The 24866-nt window shown below is 70.3% G+C and carries 22 protein-coding genes; 14 read left to right on the top strand and 8 right to left on the bottom strand.

All coding sequences use genetic code 11. From position 1 onward, the window contains the following. Positions 1 to 7 precede the first annotated feature (7 nt). Positions 8 to 1669 (top strand): T9SS type A sorting domain-containing protein, encoded by a 1662-nt coding sequence (locus IFSED24_RS10250; protein WP_491331368.1) that lies wholly within the window; start codon positions 8 to 10, stop codon positions 1667 to 1669. Position 1670: 1 nt separating this feature from the next. Here IFSED24_RS10250 and IFSED24_RS10245 read toward each other — a convergent pair whose 3' ends face one another. Both IFSED24_RS10245 and IFSED24_RS10240 read right to left on the bottom strand, forming a co-directional pair. Then, a complete protein-coding gene (locus IFSED24_RS10245; RefSeq protein ID WP_491331367.1) occupies positions 1671 to 2354 on the bottom strand; it encodes a DUF2461 domain-containing protein in 684 nt (227 codons plus the stop codon). 9 nt (positions 2355 to 2363) lie between these two features. Beyond that, positions 2364 to 3125, bottom strand: a complete 762-nt coding sequence (locus tag IFSED24_RS10240) for a hypothetical protein (protein ID WP_491331366.1) — start codon at positions 3123 to 3125, stop codon at positions 2364 to 2366. Between the two features lie 155 nt (positions 3126 to 3280). On the opposite strand from IFSED24_RS10240, the gene IFSED24_RS10235 reads away from it, so the two are divergent. The 4 genes from IFSED24_RS10235 to IFSED24_RS10220 all read left to right on the top strand — a co-directional run bounded on the left by IFSED24_RS10235 (position 3281) and on the right by IFSED24_RS10220 (position 7044). Further along, positions 3281 to 4087 (top strand): formylglycine-generating enzyme family protein, encoded by an 807-nt coding sequence (locus IFSED24_RS10235; RefSeq protein WP_491331365.1) that lies wholly within the window; start codon positions 3281 to 3283, stop codon positions 4085 to 4087. A 108-nt stretch (positions 4088 to 4195) separates the two neighbouring features. Continuing rightward, positions 4196 to 5677 carry a proline--tRNA ligase gene (proS, locus tag IFSED24_RS10230; RefSeq protein ID WP_491331364.1) on the top strand — a complete coding sequence of 494 codons (1482 nt, stop codon included), beginning with the start codon at positions 4196 to 4198 and terminating at the stop codon, positions 5675 to 5677. 45 nt (positions 5678 to 5722) lie between these two features. Next, a complete protein-coding gene (locus IFSED24_RS10225; protein WP_491331363.1) occupies positions 5723 to 6361 on the top strand; it encodes a hypothetical protein in 639 nt (212 codons plus the stop codon). 191 nt (positions 6362 to 6552) lie between these two features. Then, positions 6553 to 7044: an aminoacyl-tRNA deacylase gene (locus IFSED24_RS10220; RefSeq protein ID WP_491331362.1), complete on the top strand. Its 492-nt coding sequence runs from the start codon at positions 6553 to 6555 to the stop codon at positions 7042 to 7044. On the opposite strand, the gene IFSED24_RS10215 is transcribed toward IFSED24_RS10220, so the two are convergent. The 6 genes from IFSED24_RS10215 to IFSED24_RS10190 form a co-directional block, all read right to left on the bottom strand. Next, positions 7028 to 8278 carry a response regulator gene (locus IFSED24_RS10215; protein WP_491331361.1) on the bottom strand — a complete coding sequence of 417 codons (1251 nt, stop codon included), beginning with the start codon at positions 8276 to 8278 and terminating at the stop codon, positions 7028 to 7030. The genes IFSED24_RS10220 and IFSED24_RS10215 overlap by 17 nt on opposite strands. A gap of 38 nt (positions 8279 to 8316) precedes the next feature. After that, a complete protein-coding gene (locus IFSED24_RS10210; RefSeq protein WP_491331360.1) occupies positions 8317 to 9576 on the bottom strand; it encodes an arginine deiminase in 1260 nt (419 codons plus the stop codon). A 100-nt stretch (positions 9577 to 9676) separates the two neighbouring features. After that, on the bottom strand, positions 9677 to 10528 hold the full coding sequence (locus tag IFSED24_RS10205) for a DUF6599 family protein (RefSeq protein ID WP_491331359.1): 852 nt from the start codon (positions 10526 to 10528) through the stop codon (positions 9677 to 9679). 8 nt (positions 10529 to 10536) lie between these two features. Beyond that, entirely contained in the window at positions 10537 to 11928 is a 1392-nt protein-coding gene (locus IFSED24_RS10200) for an aldo/keto reductase (protein ID WP_491331358.1), read from the bottom strand. 15 nt (positions 11929 to 11943) lie between these two features. After that, entirely contained in the window at positions 11944 to 13590 is a 1647-nt protein-coding gene (locus IFSED24_RS10195) for a 4Fe-4S binding protein (protein ID WP_491331357.1), read from the bottom strand. After that, a complete protein-coding gene (locus IFSED24_RS10190) occupies positions 13587 to 14531 on the bottom strand; it encodes a DUF362 domain-containing protein (protein ID WP_491331356.1) in 945 nt (314 codons plus the stop codon). The genes IFSED24_RS10195 and IFSED24_RS10190 overlap by 4 nt, the downstream gene beginning before the upstream one ends. 183 nt (positions 14532 to 14714) lie before the next feature. Here IFSED24_RS10190 and IFSED24_RS10185 point away from each other — a divergent pair, with 183 nt between their 5' ends. From IFSED24_RS10185 to IFSED24_RS10145, 9 genes are all read left to right on the top strand, one after another. Continuing rightward, positions 14715 to 16223, top strand: coding sequence for an alpha/beta hydrolase (locus IFSED24_RS10185; RefSeq protein WP_491331355.1), 1509 nt, complete (start codon positions 14715 to 14717; stop codon positions 16221 to 16223). 147 nt (positions 16224 to 16370) lie between these two features. Next, positions 16371 to 16727, top strand: coding sequence for a hypothetical protein (locus tag IFSED24_RS10180; RefSeq protein WP_491331354.1), 357 nt, complete (start codon positions 16371 to 16373; stop codon positions 16725 to 16727). Continuing rightward, on the top strand, positions 16724 to 18259 hold the full coding sequence (locus IFSED24_RS10175) for a peptidoglycan-binding protein (RefSeq protein ID WP_491331353.1): 1536 nt from the start codon (positions 16724 to 16726) through the stop codon (positions 18257 to 18259). Before IFSED24_RS10180 ends, IFSED24_RS10175 begins: the two co-directional genes overlap by 4 nt. 236 nt (positions 18260 to 18495) lie before the next feature. Next, positions 18496 to 19173, top strand: coding sequence for a MotA/TolQ/ExbB proton channel family protein (locus IFSED24_RS10170; RefSeq protein ID WP_491331352.1), 678 nt, complete (start codon positions 18496 to 18498; stop codon positions 19171 to 19173). A 13-nt stretch (positions 19174 to 19186) separates the two neighbouring features. Next, a complete protein-coding gene (locus IFSED24_RS10165; RefSeq protein ID WP_491331351.1) occupies positions 19187 to 19690 on the top strand; it encodes a biopolymer transporter ExbD in 504 nt (167 codons plus the stop codon). Then, entirely contained in the window at positions 19687 to 20160 is a 474-nt protein-coding gene (locus IFSED24_RS10160) for an ExbD/TolR family protein (protein ID WP_491331350.1), read from the top strand. The genes IFSED24_RS10165 and IFSED24_RS10160 overlap by 4 nt, the downstream gene beginning before the upstream one ends. After that, positions 20160 to 20960 (top strand): energy transducer TonB, encoded by an 801-nt coding sequence (locus IFSED24_RS10155; protein WP_491331349.1) that lies wholly within the window; start codon positions 20160 to 20162, stop codon positions 20958 to 20960. Before IFSED24_RS10160 ends, IFSED24_RS10155 begins: the two co-directional genes overlap by 1 nt. 8 nt (positions 20961 to 20968) lie before the next feature. After that, positions 20969 to 23653: a TonB family protein gene (locus IFSED24_RS10150; protein ID WP_491331348.1), complete on the top strand. Its 2685-nt coding sequence runs from the start codon at positions 20969 to 20971 to the stop codon at positions 23651 to 23653. Positions 23654 to 23663: 10 nt separating this feature from the next. Continuing rightward, positions 23664 to 24830, top strand: a complete 1167-nt coding sequence (locus IFSED24_RS10145; RefSeq protein WP_491331347.1) for a hypothetical protein — start codon at positions 23664 to 23666, stop codon at positions 24828 to 24830. Positions 24831 to 24866: the final 36 nt, after the last annotated feature.

Below are 24866 nucleotides of genomic sequence, written 5' to 3'. Positions count from 1 at the left end.
ATCGACCATGCGTCTGGTACTGATCCTCACCGCCATCCTGACCTTGCCCGCCCTCGCCGAGGTGCCGCTGACAACGGCCCCCACCTGGATGTCCGCCGAGACCGACCTCTACGGCACGGGCCTGGATATCGGCGACATCGACGGCAACGGCTGGCTCGACCTGGCCGTCAGCAACGGCAACGACATGGCCCAGGCTCCCAATACGGCCTACTTCAATCAGGACGGCGTCCTGCCCGAGTTGGCGTCGTGGCAGAGTGCGGACCAGCTCTACAGCGGTCACTGCCAGCTCGCGGACATCGACCAGGACGGCTACCCCGAGCTCATGGTTGCCAACTACATCGGCCCGGGCTGGACCGTGAACCGCGTCCAGGTCTACGCCAACGACGGCGGCGTCCTCAGCACGCTGCCCGCCTGGGTCTCGCCCGCCGAGTTCCATTCGTTCCGCGCGGTCTTCGGCGATCCCGACCAGGACGGCGACCTCGACCTCGCGGTGGCCACCGGCGAGGCGTACCACGGGGTCGACGAGCCGAACCTGATCTTCTTCAACGAGGGCGGCGTGCTCGAGGCCACCGCGAGCTGGACCTCGACCGTGGCCGACGCCAGCTACGACGCGAAGTTCGTCGACTTCGACGGCGACGGCGACCAGGACCTGGCCTTCCTCGGCGGCGGCGGCAGCGGCCGGATCCGGGTCTACTTCAACGAAGGCGGCGTGATCCAGACCGCTCCGGGCTGGATCAGCACCGGCACCGACAACGGCAACACCTTCGACTTCGACGACCTCGACGGCGACGGGCTCACCGACATGCTGGTGGGCTTCAACGACCAGCTCGGCGGCAGCGGCCGCTTCGCGGTCTACCTGACCGGCGGCGGCACCATGCCGACCACGCCCTCCTGGACCAGCGACTTCTCGGGCTACGGTTCGGCGGTGGTCTGCTGCGACATCGACGGCCAGTCCGGTCCCGACCTGGTGACGGGCGGCTGGTGGGAGCCGGTGCGCATCTACCTGAACGACGGCCTGGGCGGCTTCGCCACCGCGCCGGACTGGGTGACGGACGAGGCGTGGGCCTCGGTGGTGGAGAACATCGCGTTCGCCGACCTGGACGAGGGCCGGACCCGCGTCGAGGTGGCGCTCTTCGAGCCCGGCCAGTCGCTGCTGGCGCTGCCGCACCGCCACCTGCAGGCCGTGACCGGGGTGACCGTGGGCGGGGCCGCGCTGCCGCTCACCGGCTACTGCGTGAGCCTGCGCGACGGCTGGGTCTCGCTGGCGGCTCCGGCCGCGGCGGAGGTCGCGGTGACCTACCGCGTGTCCGACGCGCCGGACCTGGCCATCAGCAACTGGGACGACGCCACCTTCGTGTTCGAGAACCAGCTGCCCACGGCGGCGCCGGACGAGGTGCCGCTGGCCGCGGTGGCCGATCTGCGCGCCTGGCCCAACCCCTTCAACCCGCACACCACCATCGGCTTCCTGCTGGGCGCCGACGCGCCCCTGGCCCGCCTGCGCGTCTACGACCTGCGCGGTCGCCTGATCGACACGCTGCACGAGGGGGCGCTGGCGGCGGGGTCGCACCGGGTGGAATGGCAGCCCCACGGGCTGGCCAGCGGGATCTACCTCTACCGGCTCGAGGCCGCGGGCACCGTGGCCACGGGCAAGGTGGTGCTGGCACGGTAGGCTAGAACGGCTGCCCCAGCGCGTCGCAGAGGAACTTCAGCATGGGCGCCGTGGCGCGGTAGCGCGCGGCGAGGCGCTGCATGGCGTCGCCGGCCAGGATGTCGGCCTGGCTGAGCGGGCACCACACGCCGTAATCCTTCCACTTCAGCTCGTCGGCCTGGGGATGGTCCTTGGCGTAGCCTGCCGGCACCCGCTGCAGGCGTTCGCCGAAACGCGCCATCCCGGCCAGGCCCTTGCTCGCGACGATCTTCTGCCAGCCGCGAGGGTCGCCGGCGATGGCCTCGCGGATCGCGCGCACCGCCGGCGTCGGCGGCCGCCAGACGCCGGCCGCCAGGCCGCAGTTGCCGGGCTCGAGGTGCAGGTAGAGTCCCGGCGCGTGGGCGTCCTTGCCGGCCTCGTGGCGGAACTGGATGGCGGCGTGGGTCTTGTACGGGCTCTTGTCCTTGCTGAAGCGGATGTCGCGCTGGATGCGGAAGAGCGAACCGCCGTGGGGCCGGGGGTCGACCCTCAGGTGCGGGCTGATCCGGTGGACGTGGTTGCCGAAGTCGGCGATGAACCGCAGGGCCGGCTGCCGGACATCCTCCTCGTAGCGGTCCTTGTTGGCGTGGAACCACTCGCGGTCGTTGTGCGCGGCGAGGTCCTGGAGGAAGGCGAAGAGCGCGCGGGTGAAGTAGGGCTTGGCCATGGTGTTGGCTCACTCCTCGAGGTTCAGGATCTCGAAGCGGCGGTCGGTGTGGGCGATCCACACGCCGCCGGCGGCGGGGGCCAGGCCGCAGGCGGTGGCGCCGGGCAGGGTGATGACCCGCGTGAGGGCGCCGTCGTCGAGGAGGCCCTGGAGGATCATCTCGTCCTCGGCGCCGTAGCCCAGCAGCCAGAGCTGGTCGGCGTAGCGGGCGGCGGCCAGGACGCCGTGGGCGGGGTCGAAGGCGTCGAGGACGACGTCGCGGCGCGAGCCGGCGGGGCCGTCGAAGCCGGGGCCGGCGCGCACCACGGCGAAGTTGGTGGTGCCCGGCTCCTGGTAGAGGATCTCGAACGAGTCCACCGCGGCAGCCCAGCTCACGCCGCGCGCGGCGAGGTCGCCCGCCGCCAGCGGGTCGGCCCGGGTCCAGGCGATCTCGCCCACCGGCGAGACCTTGAAGAGCTGCCCGGTGTGCCGCGCCTGCAGGTAGACGAAGTGGCTGTCGGCGGTGGCGGCCAGGTAGCCGACGCCGTTGAGGCCCAGGTCGAAGCGGTCCTCGGCGAAGCCGTCGGGAGCGAAGCGGAAGAGGTCGACCTGGCTGCCGGCGTGGCCCGAGCGGTCCTCGTTGGCGGCGTAGAAGTGGTCGCCGAGCGCGGCGATGTCGCCCAGGGGATCGCCCAGGGTGTCCTTGCGGGTGTCGATCTCGGGGTCGTCGTCGCAGCCGGCGAGGCCGAGGGCCAGGACGGCCATGAGGAGCGTGGTCAGCATTCGGCGCATGGGGGACCTCCCTTTCAGGGATCATTGAACGCCGAAGTCGGGTCGCCGTCAACCGGGCCCGTGATCCGGAACCGAACCTGGATCTGGATGTTCAGCCCGAAGCCGTGGTAGGCTGCTGCCGCGAACCCGCTGACTCCCGACCGCAAGGAGCGATCATGCGCCTCGCCCCCCTGACGCTGCTGCTCGTCCTGGCCCTGGCGACCGCCGCGGCCCTCGCCCAGGACACGGGGCCCACGCCCGTCACGCCGCTGGTCCTGGTCCCCGCCGGGGAGTTCACCATGGGCTGTCCCGGCGACGACGACCTGCCCCTGCACCGCGTCCGCCTCGACGCCTTCCTCATCGACGAGCACGAGGTGACCAACGCCCAGTACCAGGCGTTCTGCGCGGCCACCGGCGCCAACTTGCCGGTGTTCTGGGGCCTCGAGCGCTTCCGCTGCGGCGAGCAGTGGCCCGACCATCCCATCGTCGGCGTGAGCCACGCCCAGGCGCGGAAGTACGCCGAATGGGTGGGCAAGCGCCTGCCGACCGAGGCCGAGTGGGAGTACGCGGCGCGGGCCGGCGGCGCGTTCAAGTACGGCGCGGTCGACAAGCTCCTGCCCGAGCACGCCAACTTCAAGGCCAGCGATCACAAGGCGACCGCCCCGGTGAAGAGCTACCCACCCAACGCCTTCGGGCTCTACGACATGATTGGGAACGTGCGCGAGTGGGTGGCCGATTACTACGGGGGCTGGATCCCGGCCGAGAGCCTGGTGCCCGAGGGGGAGGATCCGGAGCTGTCCGGCATCGTACCGCTGGTCGACCCTACCGGGCCCGTGGACGGCCGCTGGCGCGTGCTCAAGGGCGGCGGCTGGTTCTCCGGCGCCATGTGCAACGCGGTCTACGTACGCAACCACCTGCCCACGCACTGGTGCGACTTCAACGTGGGATTCCGCTGCGCCCGCGACGTGGATCCCGGCGAGTAGCGCCCGACTTTCGCGCCCTCCGCCGCTGTGTTATCTTCCTGCGGTCCCGCGGCACGTCGCCGCGGGCCGTCGCGTAGCCCCCGGCTTCCCCGGAAAGGAACCAGACCCATGGCCGAGATCACCAAGCGCAGCGAGGACTACAGCCGCTGGTACCAGGACGTCATCCGCGCCGCCGAGCTGGCCGACAACTCGCCGGTGCGCGGCTGCATGGTCATCCGCCCCAACGGCTACGCCATCTGGGAGAACATCCAGCGCACGCTGGACGACCGGTTCAAGGAGCTCGGCCACGTCAACGCCTACTTCCCGCTGCTGATCCCCAAGAGCTTCCTGGCGAAGGAAGCCGAGCATGTCGAGGGCTTCGCCAAGGAATGCGCCATCGTGACACACCACCGGCTGAAGCAGGTGGTGCGCGACGGCAAGGTCGACGTGATCCCCGACCCCGAGTCCAAGCTGGAGGAGGAGTACATCATCCGCCCCACCAGCGAGACCGTGATCTGGGACATGTACCGCAAGTGGATCCAGAGCTACCGCGACCTGCCCATCCTGATCAACCAGTGGGCCAACGTCATGCGCTGGGAGCTGCGCACCCGCATGTTCCTGCGCACCACCGAGTTCCTCTGGCAGGAGGGGCACACCGCCCACGCCACCGCCGAGGAGGGCCGGGCCGAGACGCTGCAGATGCTCGAGACCTACCGCTGGTTCGCCGAGGAGATCCTGGCCATGCCCGTGATCACCGGCGCCAAGACCGCCAACGAGCGCTTCGCCGGCGCGGTGGAGACCTTCTCCATCGAGGCCATGATGCAGGACAACAAGGCGCTGCAGGCGGCCACCAGCCACGACCTGGGTCAGAACTTCGCCAAGGCGTTCGACGTGAAGTACCAGAACGCCGAGGGCGAGGTCGACCACGTGTGGGCCACCAGCTGGGGCATGTCGACGCGGATCATCGGCGCCTTGATCATGACCCACAGCGACGACGACGGCCTCGTGCTGCCGCCGCGCATCGCCGGCACCAAGGCCGTCATCGTGCCCATCTGGAAGAGCGACGAGGAGAAGGCCGCGGTCTGCGCGGCGGCCGGCAAGCTGGCCGCCGAGCTGCGTCCGGCCATCGGCCCGGTGCACGTGGACGACCGCGACAACCTGCGCCCCGGCTGGAAGTACAGCGAGTGGGAGCGCAAGGGCGTGCCGCTGCGCCTGGAGCTGGGGCCCCGCGACCTGGCCGGCGCGTCGGTCATGCTCAAGGCGCGCCACGACCGCGCCAAGACCATCGTGCCGTTCGCCGAGGTCGTGGCCGGGGTCCAGGTCGAGCTCGCGCGCATCCAGGACGACCTCTACCGTCGCGCCCAGGAGCGGCTGGCCGCCAACACCCATCTGGTCGATAGCTGGGAGCAGTTCCTCGACCTCTACGAGAACCAGGGCGGCGGTTTCGCCATGGCACACTGGTGCGGCGACGGCGCCTGCGAGCAGACGGTCCAGGACAAGACCAAGGTGACCATCCGCAACATCCCCTTCGAGCGCGACGAGACGCCGGGCCAGTGCGTGCACTGCGGGAAGCCCAGCATCGGGCGGGTGGTGTTCGCGCAGGGATATTAGCAGGCTAGCTCGATAGGATGGCCGGATGGCGAAAGGACCACGGTGATGGGTGAGCACGCTCCCGGCGGCAGCGCACCGGCGTCAGGGACGGGAAGCGAAGCCCTGTTCCGGAAGGCGCTCGCGGAGACCCGGGCGGGCAGGATGGCGGCGGCCTGCCGGCTCTACGGCGAGGGCTGGGCGCGCATCCGGTCGCGGCTGACGCCGGCGATGACGGACCTTGTGTCCGCGGATCCGGCCCATGCCGGCAGCCACGACCTCACCGATCTGCTGTACGATTATCTCGATGCCCTGAGTGCCGAGGCCGCCGAGGACCCGACGGCGGCCGCCGCGGGGGTGGCGTTCTGCGAGTTCGCCCTGGACCAGTTCACCACCGAGGACGCACTCAACCGCGAGAACCTGCAGGCCAGCCTCGGGCTGTTCCATTTCTGCGCCGGCGATGCGGTCCGCGGCGAGGAGGTCCTGCGCGACCTCATCGCCCGCGACCCCCGCCGGTCGGCCGGCTATGCCTATCTCGCCGATGCGCTGGGCGACCAGATCTTCGCCTGGCACCAGGCCGGACCTCTCGATCCCCGTCGGGCGCTCGCCGTGCTCGAGGAGGCCCTGGCCCTGCCGGTGGAGGATGCCGAGGATTACGATCTGCAGCTCCGTGCGGCTGATCTGAGGCGGCAGTTGCAGGCCCATTGACCGGCTGAAGGACCCCGCCCGATCGTGTCCCGGCCGACCAATGGCCGCCCTCCGCAGGTTTGCCTAATTTGTGCCCACGCGACCGGTCCCGAACCCGCCTACCTGCCAACACGGGACAGTCGCCCGCCCGCGGGACCCAGCACCGCCGCTTCGCACCAGGGCTCGTCACCCACCAGCGAAAGAGAGCGGCCATGCCTTGCGACAAACTCCTGGATTACCTGACCGAGAACGGGGTCGACTTCGAGCTGACCGAGCACCCCAAGGCGTATGCCGCACAGGACGTGGCCCACAAGGCCGGCGTGCCGGGGCGCGCGTTCGCCAAGACGGTGCTCGTCAAGCTGGACGGCCTGCTGGCCATGGCCGTGGTGCCTGCCGAGCACAAGGTCAACTTCCACATGCTGCGGGAAGTGGCCGGGGCCGAGACCATCAGCCTGGCCACCGAGGACGATTTCGAGCTGCGGTTCCCCGACTGCGAACTGGGCGCCATGCCGCCGTTCGGCAACCTCTACGGCATGCGGGTCCTGGTGGACGAACACCTGCGCGACACCGACATCATGGTCTTCAACGCCGGTTCGCACACCGAGGTGATCACCATGCCGTATGCCGATTTCCTGCGGCTGGTGGAGCCTCAGGAGGCGCGGTTCTCGTTCCAGCGCCTGCAGGAATTCAAGAGCGAGGCCTGAGCCAGTGCCGCAGCGTCCGGTCGAGCACGGAGGCGGCCACGGGTTTGACCAGGAAATCGTTCATGCCCGCCTCCAGGCAGGTGGCCAGGTGGCTCGCCTGGTCGTGGGCGGTCAGCGCCACGATGGGCACCGGGTTGCCGACCTGCCCGCTCTGCTCGCCGGTCCGGATCCGGCGGGTGGCGTCGAGTCCGTCGAGGACGGGCATCTCCAGGTCCATGAAGATCAGGTCGAAGGGGTCGCTTGCCGCGGTGGTCGCCTGCTCCACGGCCTGTTCGCCGTCCGCCACCTGGACCACCGCGCAGCCCAGCCGTTCGAGCAGGGTGCCGATGACCCGGGCGCTGACCGGTGAGTCCTCGGCCAGCAGGATGCGGACGCCGGCCAGTCCGGTGGCCGGTGCCGACTCGGCCACGGGGGCCGGTGCGGCCTGGGTGTCGGCGGTGGCCGCTGCGAGCGCCCGCTGCAGCCGGATCCGCTCGAGGTGGCCGCGCAGCCGGGCCAGCAGCTCCTCCTGGAGGAACGGCTTGGTGACGTAATCGGTGGCGCCCATCTTGAACAGCGACAGCACCGTGCGCTTGTCGTCGCTGGCCGAGAAGAAGATCACCGGCAGCTCGTCGAGGCCCAGTTCGCTGCGGATCTTGAGGCAGAGCAGGTCGCCGTTCATGCGCGCCATGTTCAGGTCGGTGATGACCAGATCCACCGGGTTGCTCTGGAGGAAGGCCAGGGCGGTGTCGCCGTCGTCGGCCTCGTGGACGGTCACTCCGAGCCGGGTCAGGCTCTGGCGGACGAAACCGCGGGCCATGGCGCTGTCGTCGACCACCAGCGTGTGCAGTTCGTCGTAGGTCGGGCGCTGGCCCAGGACCTCGCGGATCCGCGTGAGCAGGTGGCCGCGGGGCCAGGGCTTCTGGACGAAGTCGGCCGCGCCCACCTGGAACCCGCGCAGGCGGTCGGTGTCGGTGTCGTTGGCGGTGACGAAGATCGCCGGCACCTCGGCGTTGCCCACCGCTTTCAGCCGGGCAAGCTGCTCGGTGGACTGGAGCGACGCGAGCAACTCGAAGCCGTCGGCATCGGGCAGGACCACGCCCAGGGTCATCAGGTCGAAGCCCGGTTCGGAAGTGAGCAGTTCCAGGGCGGTGGCGGCGCTGTCGGCCTCGCGGACCTCGAACCCGTCGGGCAGCAGTTCCTCGCTGATGAGGCGCCGGGCGAGGGGGCTGCCCTCGACGATCAGGATCTTCATGACGGATCGACCTCCACGGTGATCGGGTTCGCTTCGGATCAGGCCACCGGCTCGCGGCCCACCGGCAGGGTCATGCAGCGGCAGCCGCCGCCGCCGCGGGCCAGCTCGGAGCCGTCGATGGTCACGACGCATCGTGCGTGCTGATCGGGGTCGGCGTGGCCCGCGATGACGTCACGGGCGGGCAACACGGCGAAACCGTGCCGTTCGAGCTCGGCGATGGTGTGGGCGTTGCGCGCGTAGCCCAGGACCTTGCCCGGTGCCAGCGCGAAGAAGTTGGTGCCCGAGTGCCACTGCTCGCGTTCCTGGAGCCAGCGGTCCTCGGCGCCGCCGCAGGCGATGGGCTCGAGGTCGAAGTCCAGTTCCGCGAGGCCGGCCAGCAGGTTGTCGACCTCGTGGATGCGCCGGACCTGGCCGTTCTCCAGGTGGATGTGCACGGTCTCGTGGTGGTTGTGCTCGAGGACCAGCGGGGCGTAGACCATGCAGGCGTCGTTGTCCAGGAGCGTGAAGACCATGTCGAGGTGGATGAACGACTCGGGTTCGCGGGGCAGTTCCTGCACCAGGACGTGGCGTGGGGCGGCGTGGGTCTTGAGGCGCTCGAGCAGGAAGTCCACGGCCTGGGTGCTGGTGCGCTGGCCGATGCCCACCAGTAGCACGTCCTCGCGGGCCACCAGGACGTCGCCGCCCTCGATGGTCACCGCGGCGTGGTCGGCGCCCAGGCGCAGCGGATTCACGGTCTCGGTGCGGAACAGCGGGTGGAAGTCGAAGATGGCCTCCATGATCAGGGCCTCGCGCTCGCGCACCGCGCTGGCCATGCGCCCGATGAGCACGCGCTCGCCCACCGCGGCGGCGGCGTCGCGCATGAAGAAGAAGTTGTGCAGCGGCGGCAGCGCGAAGCGGTCCTCGCTCAGGAAGCGGGTGAGGTTGTCGCGCTCCAGCGGCACGCCCTCGACGAGGCAGCGGGTCAGCTCGGCCGCCTCGGTGGCCAGCAGCTGCGGCTTCAGCTCCTCGACCTGCTCGCGCCGGCAGATGCGGTCGAGCAACGTCTCCTTGACCCGGCTGTTGTCGAGGATCTCGGTGAGCAGGTCGCGGACCTGGAAGGTGCGGGTCCAGCGCTCGAGCACGCCCTGGAACTGGTCGTATTCCTGGCTGGCCACCTCGAGGTTGAGGATGTCGCTATAGAGCGCGCGGGCGGCGGTGGCCGGGGTCATGAGCGCCACCTCGGGGCCGGGGCGGTGCAGGATGACCCCGGTGAGGCGGCCGACCTCGCTGCGCACGTCGATGGAGAACTGGTCGGTCATCTCGCGCCTGTCTGCATGGGGATGGTGATCGCACGGCGGCGAGCCGCCGCTGACAGGCCAAGGTAACCGAGCCTCCGGCGAGACCGCAACGCGAGACCGCTCAGTCTCCTTGCCGGTCGACCAGCACCGCCAGCGCCGATTCGCGGTCGGCGAAGCCCAGCGCGCCCAGCACCCGGTCGTCGACCCGCCGCATGACCACCGTGCCCTGGTAGGGGACCTCGCGCCAGGCCACCACGGCGCCGGCCTCCTCCTGCAGGTGCCAGCGTCGCGTGAGCCCGGCGAAGGGGTCCTTGCCCGGCCGGAAGGTGAACAGGCGGTAAGCGGATGCCCCGCCCGGGTCCTGATACTCGGCATGGATGACGCCGCCCAGGTCGGAGAGGCCGGCGAAGTCCTGGTGGCTGTATTCCACGGTGCCGGGGAGTCGACCGTCCTCGGGCAGGTAGCTCAGCTCCACGGGCAACTCGTCGCTGCCGGGCAGGGCCGCGGCCACCTCGGCGAGGATCTGGCGCAGGTCCTCGGCGGCGAGGTCGCCGCCGGCCGCATCGGTCTTCACGTAGAATCGATCCTTCAACAGCAGCCCCTGGTAGGGCGGTTGCAGCGACGCCTCGGCGCCGACGCCGGTCAGGCGTTCGCCGCCCTGGGGACGTTCACGCTCGTAGACACCGAAGGCGTTGAGCGGGCGCCCCATGTCGTAGAGGCTCACGGTGAGGAACTGGTCGCCGCGTTCGAGATCGCGCACGGCCAGCTCGCGGAAACCGTAGGCCAGGAACAGCTCGGCGGCGCCGTTGATGTACTCCCAGAGGTTGTCCGGACCGTAGCGGTATTCCTGGTCGGGGGCGGTCCAGCCGCCGGGGATGGGGACGGGGACCGCCTCGCGGCCCGGCTGCGCGGCCAGCGGCGAGGCGGTGAGGATGAGCACGAGAGCCGCCAGGACCTTGATTGCAGGCTTCATGATCGCTCCTAGACCGAGGTCAAGAGACCGTGAGCCTCGAAGAGGCGTGGCTGCACCAGGACGCCGCGTGGGCAGGCGCCGGTGCAGGGGGCGTCGCAGTCGAGGCAGACCCCGGCGTTGGCCCTGCCGAGGCGCGCATACTTCCGCATGGCGTGCTTCTGGCGTCCCTGCTTCCGGTAGTAGTAGGCGTAGCGCATGATCGTGCTCACGGGCACCTGCTCGGGACAGGCGTCGCGGCAGTCGGTGCAGCCGAAGCGGCATTCGCGCGAGCCGAACGCGGCGGCGTACTCGTGGAGGAGGCGTTCGCCGGCCGCCGAGAGCTGGGTGCCCGACAGCGGCAGGTACTTGTCGATGAGGTCGAAGTTGGCCATGGACGGGCAGATGGTGTGGGCGTCGGGGTTGCGCAGGACCCACTGGTAGCTGGCGATGTCCAGCTCGTCCTGGGTCTTCAGGCCGTACTTGGCCAGGAACGGCTTGGTGGCCTCGAGGCTCTCCTCGAACTCGGGCATGCGCCGCTCGAGGTAGGCGCGAATGCGCTCGAGGGCCTCCTCGCGGGTGTTGCCCAGGCCCTCGAGGTAGTCGAGCCAGCCCTGGACCTGTTCGCTGGGATTCTCGGGGTCGAGGACGGGGATCTCCAGCAGGCCGGTGGCCGACTTCATGATGGTGGTGCCGACGTCCTTGTCCTTGCAGATCTTCAGCACCCGCTCGCCCTCATCCTGGTTCAAGAAGCCGTAAGACAGCAGCATCACGTCGAAGCGGCCGTCCGCGGCGGCGGCGCCCAGGACCTTCTCCATGCTGTCGGGCTCGTCGCCGCGGGGGCCGTGGCTCGAGATGCCCGCGTGGCGCAGCTTGCCGTCGGCCTTGAGCCTGGCCACCGCGCTGTGGAACGGTTCGTGGGTGACCAGGGTGACGTCGGCGATGCCGTGGATGTAGAGCGCGTCGGCGTAGGGGGTCTGCAGGCGTTCGAGGCTCTTCTGGAAGCGGTCGAGGATATCCTGCTCGTCGGGCCGCTCGTCGATCCCCAGCTTGGTGACCACGAAGATCTTCTCGCGGTCCATGAACTGCATGGCCTGGCCGATCTTGCTCTCCGAATCGCCGTTGCCGTAGGACTCGGCGGTGTCGAAGAGGTTCATGCCCTTGTCGTAGGCGTAGCGGATGACGTTGGGGTCGGCGATGCTGCCGCAGCCCATGCTGATGTCCGAGACCATGAAGCCGGTGCGGCCCAGCTTGCGGTAGCGGGCGATCTTGCCCGTCGGGGCGGGGTCCTCGGTGGGGGTCGCCACCTCGGGCTGGCTGCCGCAGCCGGCAGCCGCGGCCAGGGCGGCGCCACCGCCGGTCAGCAGGAAGTGCCGGCGGGACAGGGCGCCACCGCGGTCGCGTTGCTTGGTTTCCGGATTCATGGTCCCAACCTCTCGCTAGTAGCCCAGGGATTCGCCGTAAGGATCGCCGCCCCCGCCGAGCAGGGGCTGGTTGTCGGGATGTCGGGTCTCGCCCGCGCTCGTGACCAGGATGGCCGCGCGGTCCTGGAACGGGCACTTGGTCTCGCAGATGCCGCAGCCGGTGCAGCGGTCCGGGTCGACGCGGGGGAACTTGAGGATGCGCGTGGAGCCGTCGCGCTGGGTGGCCTCGCGCAGCTCGAAGGTGATGGCCTTGTCGGGCACCGGGCAGTGCTCCTCGCAGACGATGCACTCGCGGCCGTAGGCGTAGGGCAGGCAGCGGGTGGTGTCGAAGTAGGCCAGCCCGATCTTGACCTTCTTCTTGTCGGCCAGCGCCAGCGGTTCGATGGCGCCGGTGGGACAGACCTGACCGCAGGCGTGGCACTCGAACTCGCAGTAGCCGATGGCGGGCACCAGCATGGGTGTCCACACGCCCTCGAGGCCGGCCTCGTGCCAGGTGGGCTGCAGGCCGCCGGTGGGGCAGACCTGCATGCACATGCCGCACTGGATGCAGCGCTGGACGAACGCGCGCTCGGGCCGCGCGCCGGGCGGCCGGATCAGCGTCGGGTTGAAGGTGTGCCCGTGGGCGGCGGGCACCATCCGCATCAGGGCCAGGCCCCCGACGCCGCCGGCCACGGCCGCCAGCACCTGCCGCTTCTTCACGTCGACCGCGCCGCGCGAGGGACGCCGCCAGGGCAGGTCCCAGCCGAAGTCCAGCCCCTGGTTCTGGCAGGCGCCCACGCAGTTCCAGCAGCCGAAGCACTCGGTGGCCAGCCACTCGTCCGGCTTCTCGGGCTGGGCGGCGGCGGGGCAGCGCAGCGTGCACTTGCCGCAGCCGTTGCAGGCGTCGGGATCGCTGCGCAGGCGCAGGAGCGGTCGCGTCGACAGCGTGCCGAGCAGCGCGCCGAGGGGGCACACGTAGCGGCACCAGAACCGGTTGCGCACCAGGTTCAGCACCAGCGCCGCCACGAAGATCAGGAAGATCACCCCCGACCCCGCGAAGACCCGCAGCTCGGGGCCGGTGACGTGCTCCTGCCACCAGCGGTAGACCGGTTCGGTCAGGTCGCGCAGGTGCAGCGGGCCCAGGTGCGGATCGCCGAGGTAGACCGTGTTGGCGGTGGCGCTGATGCCCGCGTCCACGGCCGGCAGCACCGCCACGGTGAGGCTGCGGTAGAAGACCGAGAAGGGGTCGAGGACGCCGAACCAGTGGACGCCGAACAGCGCCATCACGAGCAGGAAGGCGAGCAGCCAGTACTTGGCGCGCTGCCAGCGGCTGAAGCCCTCGACCCGCGGGACGACCCGCCGGAACCGTCGCCGCAGCGAGCCCACCGCGTTGTGCAGCGTGCCGAAGGGGCAGAACCAGCCGCAGAACACGCGGCCGAACACCAGGGTGACCAGCACCGTGACCAGACTCAGCAGGGTCAGGCTCGCCAGGGAGTGGGTGGCCAGCCAGGTGCCCACGAGCACGAGCGGGTCGAGGTCGAAGAATATGGTGACCGGGGCGGTGGGAGTGGTGCCGGTGGTGGGACGATTGGCCGCCACCAGGACCAGGAAGAGGACGAGGAAGACGGTCTGCAGCGCGCGTCGGGTCCAGATCAGGCGGCGTGCCTTGCGGTAGGCGCTCACGAGAGCGTCTGCTCCACCAGCGGCAAGGTGCGGTAGTCCGCCACGCCCAGGCCGCGCTCGAGGCCGGCGCGGACGCTGTCGATCTTCAGCGGGTCGCGGCCGAGCAGCTCGCAGGCCAGCGCGTCGAGGGCGAGGATGTCGGTGCCGGCGGCCACGGTGCCCACCATGGCCACGTCGTCGGGGTTGCCGCCCTGGGGTCCGTGGGCAGTGAGGGTGCGCACGGCGTCCAGGACGCAGAGCGGCGGTTTCATGTACGCGGTGATATCGCAGAGGCAGGCGCTCAGGTTCTGGTGCCAGGCGTTGCGCTGGCCGCCGATGATGCCCATGTAGTTCTTCATGGCCATGGAAGCGTCGGCCAGGCCGTGGTGCTTGGCCACCGGCACGTTCAGCACCAGGTCGGCCTCGAGGACCTCGGTGTAGACCGGCCAGGCGTCGAGGCGTTCGCCGCCCAGCGCCACCTCGCGGAACCGCTGCTTGTCCATGTACACGATCTGCGCGCCCATGTCCTCGGCGGCCTTGGCGATGCCGCTGGTGCGGTACGACTGGCGCGCGGGATGGCAGGTGTTGTCGCCGACCTTGACGGTCTTGGCGCCGGCCTCGAAGCAGAGCCGCACCAGCGTGGCCACCACGTCGGGGTTGGTGTTGGCGGCCAGCTCGGGGCGGCGGTTCCAGCCGATGTTCGGCTTGACGAACACCACGTCGCCCTTGCTCACGAACCGGCCCATGCCGCCCACGGCGGCCATGGCGGCCTCGGTCAGGCGGGTGGCGGCGGCGGCGAGGTCGGCGGCGGCGAGAGTGGCGGGATCCCAGCGCGCGATGGCCATCTCGGCGGGCGTGGCGGACTGGGCCAGGAGCTGGCGGGCGAGGGGGTCGGCCAGAAGGAGGCCGCCGCTGGCCAGCGCCGAGGTCTTGAGGAAGTCACGGCGGGAGGTCGTGGTCATGAGGGCCACCCCTGGGTTGCGGGCGAGCAGCGCGATGGGTTCGATCCGGTTGGTACGCTGGAGATACTACCGTTGTTACCGGGGTCCTGTCCATGGTCTCGTGGTCGCGACGGGCCGGCCGACCACGGAAAAGACCGTGAACCTTTCGCCGCCCCGGCGCCTCAAAACAGGCAGGAGGTCGTCATGCGCCGTCTCGCCCCGCTGCTCATTCCCGTGCTGCTCTGCCTCGGTTGCGGTTCCGGTCCGGCCGACCGGACCACGGGGTCGCTCACCATCGACGTCGCCTTTCCGGACAGCCTCGGCTCCGGACCGGTCGCCGGCCGACTGCTGGTGATCTTCGCGACCGACCCCGAACTGGATCCGCTCTGGGGACCCTATCCAGGGGCGCCGCTGGTGGCGTGCGAGGTCCGGGATTGGCGGCCCGGGCAGTCCCGTCTGGTCGATGCCTCCCGGGACGGCGATCCGGTCCGCCTGGACGCCGTCCCGCCCGGCGCGTATCTGGTCCGCGCCATCCTCGACACCAACGTGGTCGACCACGGCCACGGGTACGTGCCGGGCAACCTCTTGTCGGCCAAGCAGCCGGTCACCGTGGTGGCGGGTCGGCATCAGAGGCTGGCGCTGCCCCTGATCCAGGTCGTGCCGGCCTGGGAGTTCCCCGAGACCGAGCGCATCCGCGAGGAGATGCTCCGGAGCTGGCTGGTCAGCGAGTTCAGCGGCCGCGATCGCTGGCTCTCGGCGGCGGTGGTCCTGCCGCCCGGATACGACGACCACCCCGAACGCCGTTATCCCACGGTGTATGTCATCCCCGGCTGGGGCTCGCGCCGCCAGGCGATCCACTGGGGTGACGGCCAGCGCCAGCGCTACGGCATGGACGAGTACGGCGACGACAAGGTCTTCGTCTTCCTCGACCACGCGGTGCCCGAGGGCTACCACTGCTTCGCCGACTCGGACAATCTCGGCCCCTGGGGTCGCGCCCTGGTGACCGAGTTCATCCCCTACCTCGAAACGCGCTACCGCCTGATCCCGTCGGCCGATGCCCGGTTCCTCACGGGTCAATCGTCGGGCGGCTGGGGCGCGATCTGGCTGCAGCTCAACGCCCCCGAACAGTTCGGCGGCTGCTGGGCCGCCTCGCCCGACTATCTCGATTTCCGCCGTTTCGGCCACGAGCTGGACATCTACGCGGCCGGCGTCAACGTCTATCAGGATGCGGGCGGCCACGAGCGTCTTGCCGATCGCAGTGGCCGGACCACGCTGCGGCAGGCCGTCAGGCGCGAGGAGCTCACGGGGCCCGGGGGCCAGATGGCGGCGTTCGAGGCGGTCTACGGCCCGCGTGCCGCCGATGGCCGCCCCCGCCCGCTCTTCGACCGCAAGAGTGGCGTGGTGGACCCCGCGGTGGCCGCGGCCTGGGCCCGGTTCGACCTGGGTCGCCTCTTGCGTCAGCAATGGCCCGAGCATCACGACCGCCTGGCCGGCCGGCTGCACGTGGTCATGGCCACGGACGACCCCTGGTTCCTCGACGAGCCGCTGGAGCTGTTGCAACCCGAACTCGCCGCCCAGGGTCTGGAACTGGACGTGCGCTGGGTCCCCGGCGAGACCCACGACTGCTGGAGCGACGAGACGCGCGCCTGGATGCACGGCGGTATCGATGCGCTGCTATCGGCGGCGGGGCTGGCGGCCCCGGGAGATAGGTGAGTTGTCTGGTCCTGAACCCTGTGCTACGCTCCGCCCGTTCGTCTGGCCGGCCGTGGACGCTCGCCCTGGAATGCCCCTGTCGCCGGTCCTGTCGGTCCACGAGGCACGGCGGGCTGTCCGCGTGCCCTGACGCAGGGGAACGAGATCATGGGAGTCTTCACGAAACTCGGCGAGGGAATCGGCGATCTGGCCCAGCTCAACGTCCGCACCTTCACCGGCGACATCACGGGCATGCTGCCCGCGGCGGGCAAGAAGACCGGGACCGGAGCCGCTCCCGCTCCCAGCTACGATTTCGACGGCCTGCTCAATGCGGCCCTGCCCAAGGGCACCATCAAGCTGGTGGCCGTCTCCCGTATCATGATCGACGGTGACGCCGACCATCTCTTCGCTCCCGACATCACGCCCGAGATGAAGCAGATGCACCTGGACGCGGTGGAGGCGGGACAGGAGTTCCGGCTCGGGCTGCTGGAGATGGCCAGGGGCGTCTTCGAAGGCCTGCTGTGACCCCCGAGACCGGGGTCGATGCCTTCCTTCTGCCGGATCTGGGGAGCCTGCCCGACGGTGGGCCGCAGCTCGATGCGGTCGACGCGATCCTGGCCGAGGCGGGGCAGGTCGGGGTCTTGACTCCGCTCACCAGCGAATCGGCCATGGTCCAGCCACAGCAGCTCCTGGCGGCGCGTTACCGGACCATCCGCACGCGCATGCACCTGCTCGGCTTCCTCGCCACCGACGACGAGTCCGCCGCGTACGATGCCGGTCTGCGGGCCGCCGTGACCGCCTTCCAGGCCGAGGCGGGGCTCGTCGCCGACGGCTGGGTGGGGCCCGAGACCTGGAACGCGCTGCAGGAGCTGGTGAGCTTCGAGCATCCGCTGGACGCCAATCGCTGGCTCACCGAACCGCGGCGTTCCGTGGTGGATCGGGCGATCCAGGCCCGCCTGCGGGTGCTCGGCTGCCACCACTCGAGCCATGGGGGCGACGATCCCCAGGCGGCGCTCCACCGGTTCGCGCTGGTGGCCGAGCAGTTGAGCCTGCCGGCCGCGGGCCGCGAACTCCTCGCGCTGCTCTTCGACCAGGATGCCCTGGTAGCCGCGCTGGGACACACCGACCAGGTCTTCGCACCCATGGCGCCGTACGGGGCCGACCCCAACGGCCGCGACGAATGCCTGCGCCGCTTCGCCGTGGCCTGCGCCGCGGTGGAACTCTGGCTGCTGGGCCACGACGTCGCTCTCGATGGCCGCGGCGCCTACGAGGTGCCCGCCACCGACCGCCTCGAACGCGACCGTATCCGCTACCCGTTCTTCAACGCGCTCTTGCGTTTCTGGCAGCAGAGCGGCGTCCGCAACGCGCGGCGCGGCCGCCAGTCCAACCCCGAGCGGATCACCAGCGCGTTCTTCGCCCGTCTGGCGGCGAGCCAGCAGGGCACCGCGGTGACGGCCACCGATGGCGAGGAATTCTACCGGCAGCTGGTGGACCACGAGGAGCCCGATCTGCTGGCGACGGTGTGGTCGCGGATCAAGACCATCGGCAGCCGGATCTGGGACGGCGTCCAGCGCGCCTGGCGCTGGTTCAAGTCGCTGATCGGCCGGGCGCTGCGGAAGGCCGCCAATCTGGCCACCAACCTGGCCCGCCTGGCCTACGGCCTGGCCTACAGCACCTACCTCGAGGTGGCGCGGGTGGTGGACCTGGCGCGCGACGCGGTCGAGCTGATGCTGGCCGGGCGCTTCCCCGGCTCGGATCCAGACCATCTGGTGGTGACCTGGGATGCCGGACTCGACCTCGACGTGTGGCGTCCGGCCGCGGGCGATCCGGTGGCGGCCGCGCGGATCCAGCACGCGTTCACGGTGGCGGCCCGGCGCTGCCGTCTCGGTCTGCGCGTGCTCGCGCTGCTGGCGCGACTGATCGTCGACGTGGTGCGCCACGTGGTCCTGGGCGCCGGCTGGTTCGGCCTGATCCTGGCGCTGGTGCGGTTGCCGTCGCATCTGCGCGAGCTGCGTTCGGCGGTGGCGGCGGCCGACCTGGTGGCGGCCGAGGGCTGACCGCCACGACCTCGCGGCGGTGTGACGGCGACTGTGGCCGATCGTCACACTGGGCTCGACGAGCACGCCGGCCCACGCCTTCCCTCCAGCCCCTCGTTCTATTCTTGAACAAGCCAACGTTCTATTCCTGAACGACTTGCGGATTCTGTTCGGCAAGCCGCGCCCGTGGCATGTCCGCTGCAATTGCCTGCCCGACGCAGTCGAGATCCCCTTCCCGAGCCACTGGAGGCAACACCATGATCGAATTCGTGGCCGAATTCTTCCGCAGCGGCGGTCCCCTGATGTGGGTGATCCTGGCGGTGCTGGCCGCCGCGGTCGCCGTCATCGCCGAGCGGATGTTCTTCTACCTCGTGGCCTGTCGCGAGGACGCCGACACGCTGGTCACCAGCGTCGTGCGCAAGCTCAACGGCAACGACTACAAGGGCGCCCTGGCGCTGGTGACCGGACGTCGCAGCCCGGTGGGCGCCATCCTGGCCCAGGCGGTGGCCCGGTTCAACGGCGGCCACGGGCTGGCCGAGGTCCGGCGCGGCGTGGAGGAGGTGGCCATCCGCGAAGTACCGCAGTACGCGCGCCGTATCGGCTACCTCGCCATGCTCGCCAACATCGCCACCCTGACCGGTCTCTTGGGGACCATCTTCGGTCTGCAGAAATCGTTCAGCTCGCTGGCGGTGGTGGAGGCGGCCGAGAAGGCGTCAGTGCTGGCGGCGGGCATCAGCCAGGCCATGAACACCACGGCGTTCGGGTTGATCGTGGCCATCCCCTGCCTGGTGGCCTACACGCGGCTGTCGAGCCTGCAGGCTCGCAAGACCGAGGAGTGCGACGCCGGCGCCGTGAAGCTCCTGAATTACCTCGAGACCCGCCAGGAAGCGCAGCAGCACCAGCCGGCCGCCGTCCTCGAGCGGGCCGCGGTCTGACGGGAGTCATGCCATGAACACCCGACCGGTCAGCATCCTGGCACGCCGCCCCTCGGGCACCACCGAGGCCTGCGAGATCGACGTGACCCCCATCATGAACATGTTCATCATCCTGATCCCGTTCCTGGTGAGCATGGCGGTGTTCGCCCACCTGGCCACCCACGCGTTCTCGCTGCCCGCCGACGACGGCGCCGGCCAGGCCCGCACCGCCGCCGAGCTGCCGGTGACCGTGGCCGTGGCCGCCGACCAGCTCGTGGTGGCGGTGGGCGACCGCACCCTGGCCCGCCTGCCCTTGGACGCGAGCGGCGAGTACGACCAGGCCGCGCTCCTGGCCGTGCTCCAGGCCGAACGCCTGCGGCGTCCCGCGTTGACCGAGGTCGTGGTGGCGGTGGATGACGCGGTGGTCTGTGCTGACGTCGTGCACTGTCTGGACCAGTGCCAGGAGGCGGGCTTCGTCGACGTGGGCCTGGCCGGCGGCACCAACCTGGACCGTTCCGCGGCGGAGGTGTCGCCATGATGCGCGCCGGCAGCATCCTGCCGCGCCGGCGTCCGGCGCCCAACGGCACCGCCCGGCCCCAGCTCACCTCGCTGGTGGACATGATGGTGATCCTGCTGGTCTTCCTGCTGAAGAGCTTCTCGGTGGAGGGGCAGCTGGTCACCCCGTCGTCCGACCTGCAACTGCCCGGGTCCAGCGCGCTCACGCCGGTGGAGGCGCGCCTCAGCCTCGAGATCACCACCACCGGCATCAACCTCGATGGCCGGCGGGTGGCGGACCTTCCATCGGCCGCGGCCGGCGACTCGCTGGCCATCGCGCCGCTGCAGGTGGCGCTGGCCGGGTTCGGCGGCGGCTCCGACGCCGACCTGCCCCCGCTGGCGATCCAGTGCGACCGCCGCCTCGACTTCGCCGTGCTCAAGCGCGTGCTCTACACCTGCAACCAGGCCGGGGGCCATGATCTGTCGCTGCTCGTGCTGCGGGAGGGGTCGTGATGCATGTCCTGACCGACAGGCTGGCCGTCTATGCCCAGCCCACCGCCACCTGCCAGCGGGGTCGATTGCTGCCGGGGCTGCTGGTCACGAGCCTCCTCGTCTTCATGGGCCTGGGCGCGCTCCTGTTGACCGTGGACCTGGTGCCGATGGTGCGCCAGGTGCGCGAGGAGGCGCATCGGATCGTGTTCCTCGCGCCCGAACCAGCGGTGGTCGAGCCGGTGGCGCCGGTGGCGCCCGAGCCGGAACCCGTGGTGCTGCCCGAGGCGGCCGTGCTCGCCCAGGCCGTGGACGTGCCGGCTTTCGAGCCGGTGGATCCGCCGACCGTGGCGGCCCCCGAGCCCGCCGACGAGCCGGCGCCGCGCCGCGTCTACGGCGTGCGCAAGGTCCTGGCGCGCGGCCTCGGCCAGGGAGCGGGCGCCCGCCAGACCGGCCTGGTGGTCAAGCGCGGCAACGTGCTCGACGGCGTGGCCGACACGCTCACCGCCACCGCGGCCGACCTCGAGGGCGAGCTGGCCGCGCTGAGCACGGTCGAACGGGCGCCCGAGCCACTGCACCGGGTCAAGCCCCGGTACTCCGAGGCGCTGATCGCCGCCCGCGCCAGCGGCGTGGTGACCGCGCGTCTGCTCGTCGACACCGACGGTTCGGTGGCCGCGGTCGAGATCCTCGAGGATCTGGGCCACGACTCGCGCGAGGTGGCCGCCGCCGCGTTCCGCCAGTTCCGCTTCCGCCCCGCACTGCGCCACGGCGAACCCGTGGCGGTGTGGATCGTCCACCGCATCCGTTTCGAGTTCCAGGAGTGAGCCTCGTCATGAACCATCGCAACCCCGGAATCATCCTGGCCCTGGGAGCGCTGCTGTCGCTCTTGGCCGCCCCGGCGGCGGCCCAGGACGCCGCTCCCGACACCGCGTCGGTTCAGTACCTGGAACCCGACACCGCTCCCCGGTTGCTCGCGTTCGTCGAGGCGGAGTATCCGCCGGTGGCGCTGCGCGAGGGGCGCGAGGGCCCGGTCCTGCTCGATCTGCTGGTCACCGCCGAGGGGCGGGTGGACTCGGTGAGCGTGGTGGCGGGTCTGGCGCCCGATCTGGACGCGGCGGCCGCGGCCGCGGTGGCGCAGTTCGTCTTCAGCCCCGCCCTCGTGGCGGGCGAGCCGGTGCCGGTCTACGTCCAGTTCGAGTACGTCTTCTCCATCACCGAGCAGACGCGGCACATCGAGCAGTACGTCAACTTCACGGGGCGGCTGCGGGAGATGGGCACGCGGGTGCCGCTCGCGGGCGCCATGGTGGTGGCGTCGTTCCCGGGCGCCGACCGCGGCGCCGACCTCGACGTGCCGTGGGCGGCGTATCTCGAACGCATCGGCCGCTTCGACGGGCAGTACCTCGAGGAGGACCGCCTGGTGACCTTCACCGACGAGGACGGTCGCTTCGCCTTCCAGTCGCTGCCGCCGGGCGCCGTGGCGCTCACCTTCCCCAACGCGGGCTATGAACCGCTCGAGGAGCTGGAGACCGTGGCCGACGGCGAGCTGCTGGCGGTGGAGTACTGGGCGCGGCGCAGCGCGTACAACGAGTACGAGATCGTGGTCTACGGGCGCGGCGAGGAGAAGGAGGTCTCGCGGCAGAGCCTGTCGGTGACCGAGGTCGAGCGCATGGCCGGCTTCGGCGGCGACGTGATCAAGAGCATCCAGGCGCTGCCCGGCGTGGCGCGGCCCACCATGGAGGATCCCGGCGCGGTGGTGATTCGCGGCAGCGGCAACTACGACACCCGCTTCTTCCTCGACGGCATCGACATCCCGCTGCTCTTCCACTACGGCGGGGTCAAGTCCACCTACAACTCGCTGGCGCTGGGCAGCGTCGACATGTACCCGGGGGGCTTCGGCACCAGCTACGGCAACTGCATCGGCGGCGTGGTCGAGCTGAAGGGGCGGCCTGGTCGCCAGGATCGCTGGCACACGGTGCTCGACGCGAGCCTGCTCGACGCCAGCTTCCACACCGAGGGGCCGCTGGGCGACCAGTTCTCGCTGACCCTGAGCGGGCGGCGCAGCTTCATCGGCGAGGTCATGGACGCGGCGCTCAGCGGCAACGAGGACTTCAACATGGCCATGGCGCCCTATTACTGGGACGTGGTGGGCCGCCTCGACTACGGCCAGGACACCGACCACCGCCTGTTCGCCACCGTGTTCGCGGTGAAGGACAAGATGTCCATGGTGGTGGCCGACGCCAAGGAGGGCAGCAGCGAGGTCAACGAGGCCACCGACGAGATCGAGATGGACATCCGCTTCAGCCGCTTCATCGTGGGCTACGACGCGCGGTTGGGCGATCGGGTGGAGAACTCGCTGCGGCTGGCGTATGGCCACCAGCACGAGTCGGGCCACGTCTTCGGCGAGTTCGACTGGGACGGCAAGGGTCCGCTCTGGCAGGCGCGCAACACGCTGACCGCCGCGCTGAACCCCTGGCTGACCACGGTGGTGGGCGGGGAACTCATCCGCACACCGTTCGAATACACCGTCAAGGCCAACGGCTGGCAGCGTTCCACCCAGGAGAAGACCTTCGGCCTGCAGGGCGTCTGGACCAATCTCGAGCTGCGGCCCTTCGCCGAGCTCCTGCTCGTCCCCGGCGTGCGCTACGACTACTACGACCACCTCGACAAGGACGAGGTCTCGTGGCGCGGCAACGGCCGCTGGCAGTACCATCCGCTGCGCTCGGTCACCGCATCGTTCGGCACCTACAACCAGCACCCCCAGCCGTCGGGTCAGTCCACCGACCCGGTCTACGGCAACCCCGACCTGCCGCCCACCAGGGCGACTCACGCCACGCTGGGCCACGACTGGCGGATCAACGACCGCCTCTCGCTCAAGGTCGAGGGCTACTACAACACACAGGAGTCGATCCCCTCGCCCACCGACAGCCTGGGCCTGAACTTCGTGCCCGACACCGAGGCGCGGATGTACGGCCTGGAGTTCATGCTCCGCCACGAGCCCAGCGACCGCTTCTTCGGCTGGATCAGCTACAGCCTCGGCCGCAGCGAGCGCCGGTACGCGCGCCGCCCCAGCACCGACATCGGCCCCGAATGGAGCGCCGACGACTGGGTGCTCTACGGCCTCGACCAGACACACCACATCGAGGCGGTGGGGTCGTGGAACCTGGGCCGCAACTGGAGCTTCGGCACCCGTATGCAGTACGTCTCGGGGGTGCCGGTGACCCCGCTGCTGAGCTACACGTCGGACCAGTTCGAGTGGGATGCCGATACCGGCGAGTACGTGCCCATCGGCGGCGAGTACTTCTCCGAGCGCATGGCGCCGTACTTCCGGGTCGACCTGCGCGTGGACAAGAAGTGGGTCAAACAGAAGAGCATCTGGTCGGTCTACCTGGACCTGCAGAACGCCAACTACTTCATCGCCAACAGCCCCGAGGGCTACACCTACAACTACGACTACTCCAAGCGGAACGAGTACGGCTGGATCTTCATGCCGGCCCTCGGCGCCCGCGTGGAATTCTAGGAGCGTGACCATGAAGAGCTTGCTGCTAATCCTGACCGTGGCCCTGTTCGCACCGCTCCTGGTGGCCGGCTGCGGCGACACCTATCCCGACGAGGAGATGCACCTCGGCCTCGAGGACAAGACCCGGCCGTTCGCGGTGACGCTGGACCCGCCCGAGGTGGCGCCCGGCGAGACCGTGACCGTGACCCTCCGCTACCACGTGCCGCGGCCCGGCGAGGTGTCCGACCGCTGGCGGGTGGCGCTGGACTACTACAGCGGCCCCTACGAGGCCGACGAGGTCGAGCGCCGCTACGTGGAGCTGCCCGACGTGCCGGCGCCCACGGCCGACGCGCAGGGGTTCGTGACCCAGACCTTCCAGTACACGGTGCCCGACTCGGTGCTGCTCTGGAGCACCGCCATCCCCGAGGTGATCACCGACGAGGCCATGCTCTACCTGATCGGAGCGCTGCTCGGCGATCAGGTGAGCCAGCCGCCCCTGAAGACCGAGGTCGCGGCGTGGCTCGCGGCGCTCACCCCGGATGATCTGGCGGCCATGCCGGCGCCCGAGCGCACCGCCACCCAGCGCCTGGCCGACCTCTTCGCCTGCTCGATCCGCTTCCGCGTGACCCTGGACGCCGACATGACCGTGGACGTGACCCGCAACCTCACCGTGCGCCACAGCGGTCGCCTGGAGAGCGCGAACGTCAACGCCAACGCCGTGATCACGCGGTTCGCCATCGGCGCGATCCCGCAGGCCGACGTGGACCTGGGCGATCTGGAGGAATGGGAGGACCGCGTCGAGTGGTACGAGTTCGACGGCGTGTCCGAGAACGGGCTGCCTGAGGCGCGCGTCCCCAACCGCAGCGATCGGACCTACTTCGTGCGCGTCCGCTTCGCGCCCGAGCGCTATACCTCGCCGTTCGAACTGGAGCGCGAGCTGGAGGAGCAGGGCGAATACATGTGGTACTACTACCGCCTCGACGCGCCCGGCTCGGGCCATCAGCTCTACGCCGACGAGGAGGGCGAGGAGACCGAGATGTTCGAGCTGGACGAGGACGTGCGGCTGCTGCCGCCCGGCGGCGACTCGCGCTACCGGCTGGTGTCGGTGGTGCGCGACGTGCGGTCGGAGTGGGAGCAGTACGCGGCGGTGCCGGGGGCGACGCTGACGGTGGCGGAGGTGGTGTTCGAGGGGCCGTGAGGGGGCGTGGTCGCTCGGGACCCGGACCCCATGCGG

Source organism: Candidatus Latescibacter sp. IFSED24, from assembly GCF_058273205.1.
Note: the sequence above shows the minus strand (reverse complement) of the source record. Positions and strands in the feature narration are given on the sequence as shown.

Bases quoted from the DNA above. Each gene is read 5' to 3' on its own strand.
- IFSED24_RS10185 (WP_491331355.1), top strand. From the start codon at position 14,715: ATGCGCCGTCTCGCCCCGCTGCTCATTCCCGTGCTGCTCTGCCTCGGT.
- IFSED24_RS10215 (WP_491331361.1), bottom strand. From the start codon at position 8,278: ATGAAGATCCTGATCGTCGAGGGCAGCCCCCTCGCCCGGCGCCTCATC.
- IFSED24_RS10240 (WP_491331366.1), bottom strand. From the start codon at position 3,125: ATGCGCCGAATGCTGACCACGCTCCTCATGGCCGTCCTGGCCCTCGGC.
- IFSED24_RS10160 (WP_491331350.1), top strand. From the start codon at position 19,687: ATGATGCGCGCCGGCAGCATCCTGCCGCGCCGGCGTCCGGCGCCCAAC.
- IFSED24_RS10235 (WP_491331365.1), top strand. From the start codon at position 3,281: ATGCGCCTCGCCCCCCTGACGCTGCTGCTCGTCCTGGCCCTGGCGACC.
- IFSED24_RS10180 (WP_491331354.1), top strand. From the start codon at position 16,371: ATGGGAGTCTTCACGAAACTCGGCGAGGGAATCGGCGATCTGGCCCAG.
- IFSED24_RS10155 (WP_491331349.1), top strand. From the start codon at position 20,160: ATGCATGTCCTGACCGACAGGCTGGCCGTCTATGCCCAGCCCACCGCC.
- IFSED24_RS10225 (WP_491331363.1), top strand. From the start codon at position 5,723: ATGGGTGAGCACGCTCCCGGCGGCAGCGCACCGGCGTCAGGGACGGGA.
- IFSED24_RS10245 (WP_491331367.1), bottom strand. From the start codon at position 2,354: ATGGCCAAGCCCTACTTCACCCGCGCGCTCTTCGCCTTCCTCCAGGAC.
- IFSED24_RS10210 (WP_491331360.1), bottom strand. From the start codon at position 9,576: ATGACCGACCAGTTCTCCATCGACGTGCGCAGCGAGGTCGGCCGCCTC.
- IFSED24_RS10165 (WP_491331351.1), top strand. From the start codon at position 19,187: ATGAACACCCGACCGGTCAGCATCCTGGCACGCCGCCCCTCGGGCACC.
- IFSED24_RS10220 (WP_491331362.1), top strand. From the start codon at position 6,553: ATGCCTTGCGACAAACTCCTGGATTACCTGACCGAGAACGGGGTCGAC.
- proS (WP_491331364.1), top strand. From the start codon at position 4,196: ATGGCCGAGATCACCAAGCGCAGCGAGGACTACAGCCGCTGGTACCAG.
- IFSED24_RS10200 (WP_491331358.1), bottom strand. From the start codon at position 11,928: ATGAATCCGGAAACCAAGCAACGCGACCGCGGTGGCGCCCTGTCCCGC.
- IFSED24_RS10145 (WP_491331347.1), top strand. From the start codon at position 23,664: ATGAAGAGCTTGCTGCTAATCCTGACCGTGGCCCTGTTCGCACCGCTC.
- IFSED24_RS10190 (WP_491331356.1), bottom strand. From the start codon at position 14,531: ATGACCACGACCTCCCGCCGTGACTTCCTCAAGACCTCGGCGCTGGCC.
- IFSED24_RS10250 (WP_491331368.1), top strand. From the start codon at position 8: ATGCGTCTGGTACTGATCCTCACCGCCATCCTGACCTTGCCCGCCCTC.
- IFSED24_RS10205 (WP_491331359.1), bottom strand. From the start codon at position 10,528: ATGAAGCCTGCAATCAAGGTCCTGGCGGCTCTCGTGCTCATCCTCACC.
- IFSED24_RS10150 (WP_491331348.1), top strand. From the start codon at position 20,969: ATGAACCATCGCAACCCCGGAATCATCCTGGCCCTGGGAGCGCTGCTG.
- IFSED24_RS10170 (WP_491331352.1), top strand. From the start codon at position 18,496: ATGATCGAATTCGTGGCCGAATTCTTCCGCAGCGGCGGTCCCCTGATG.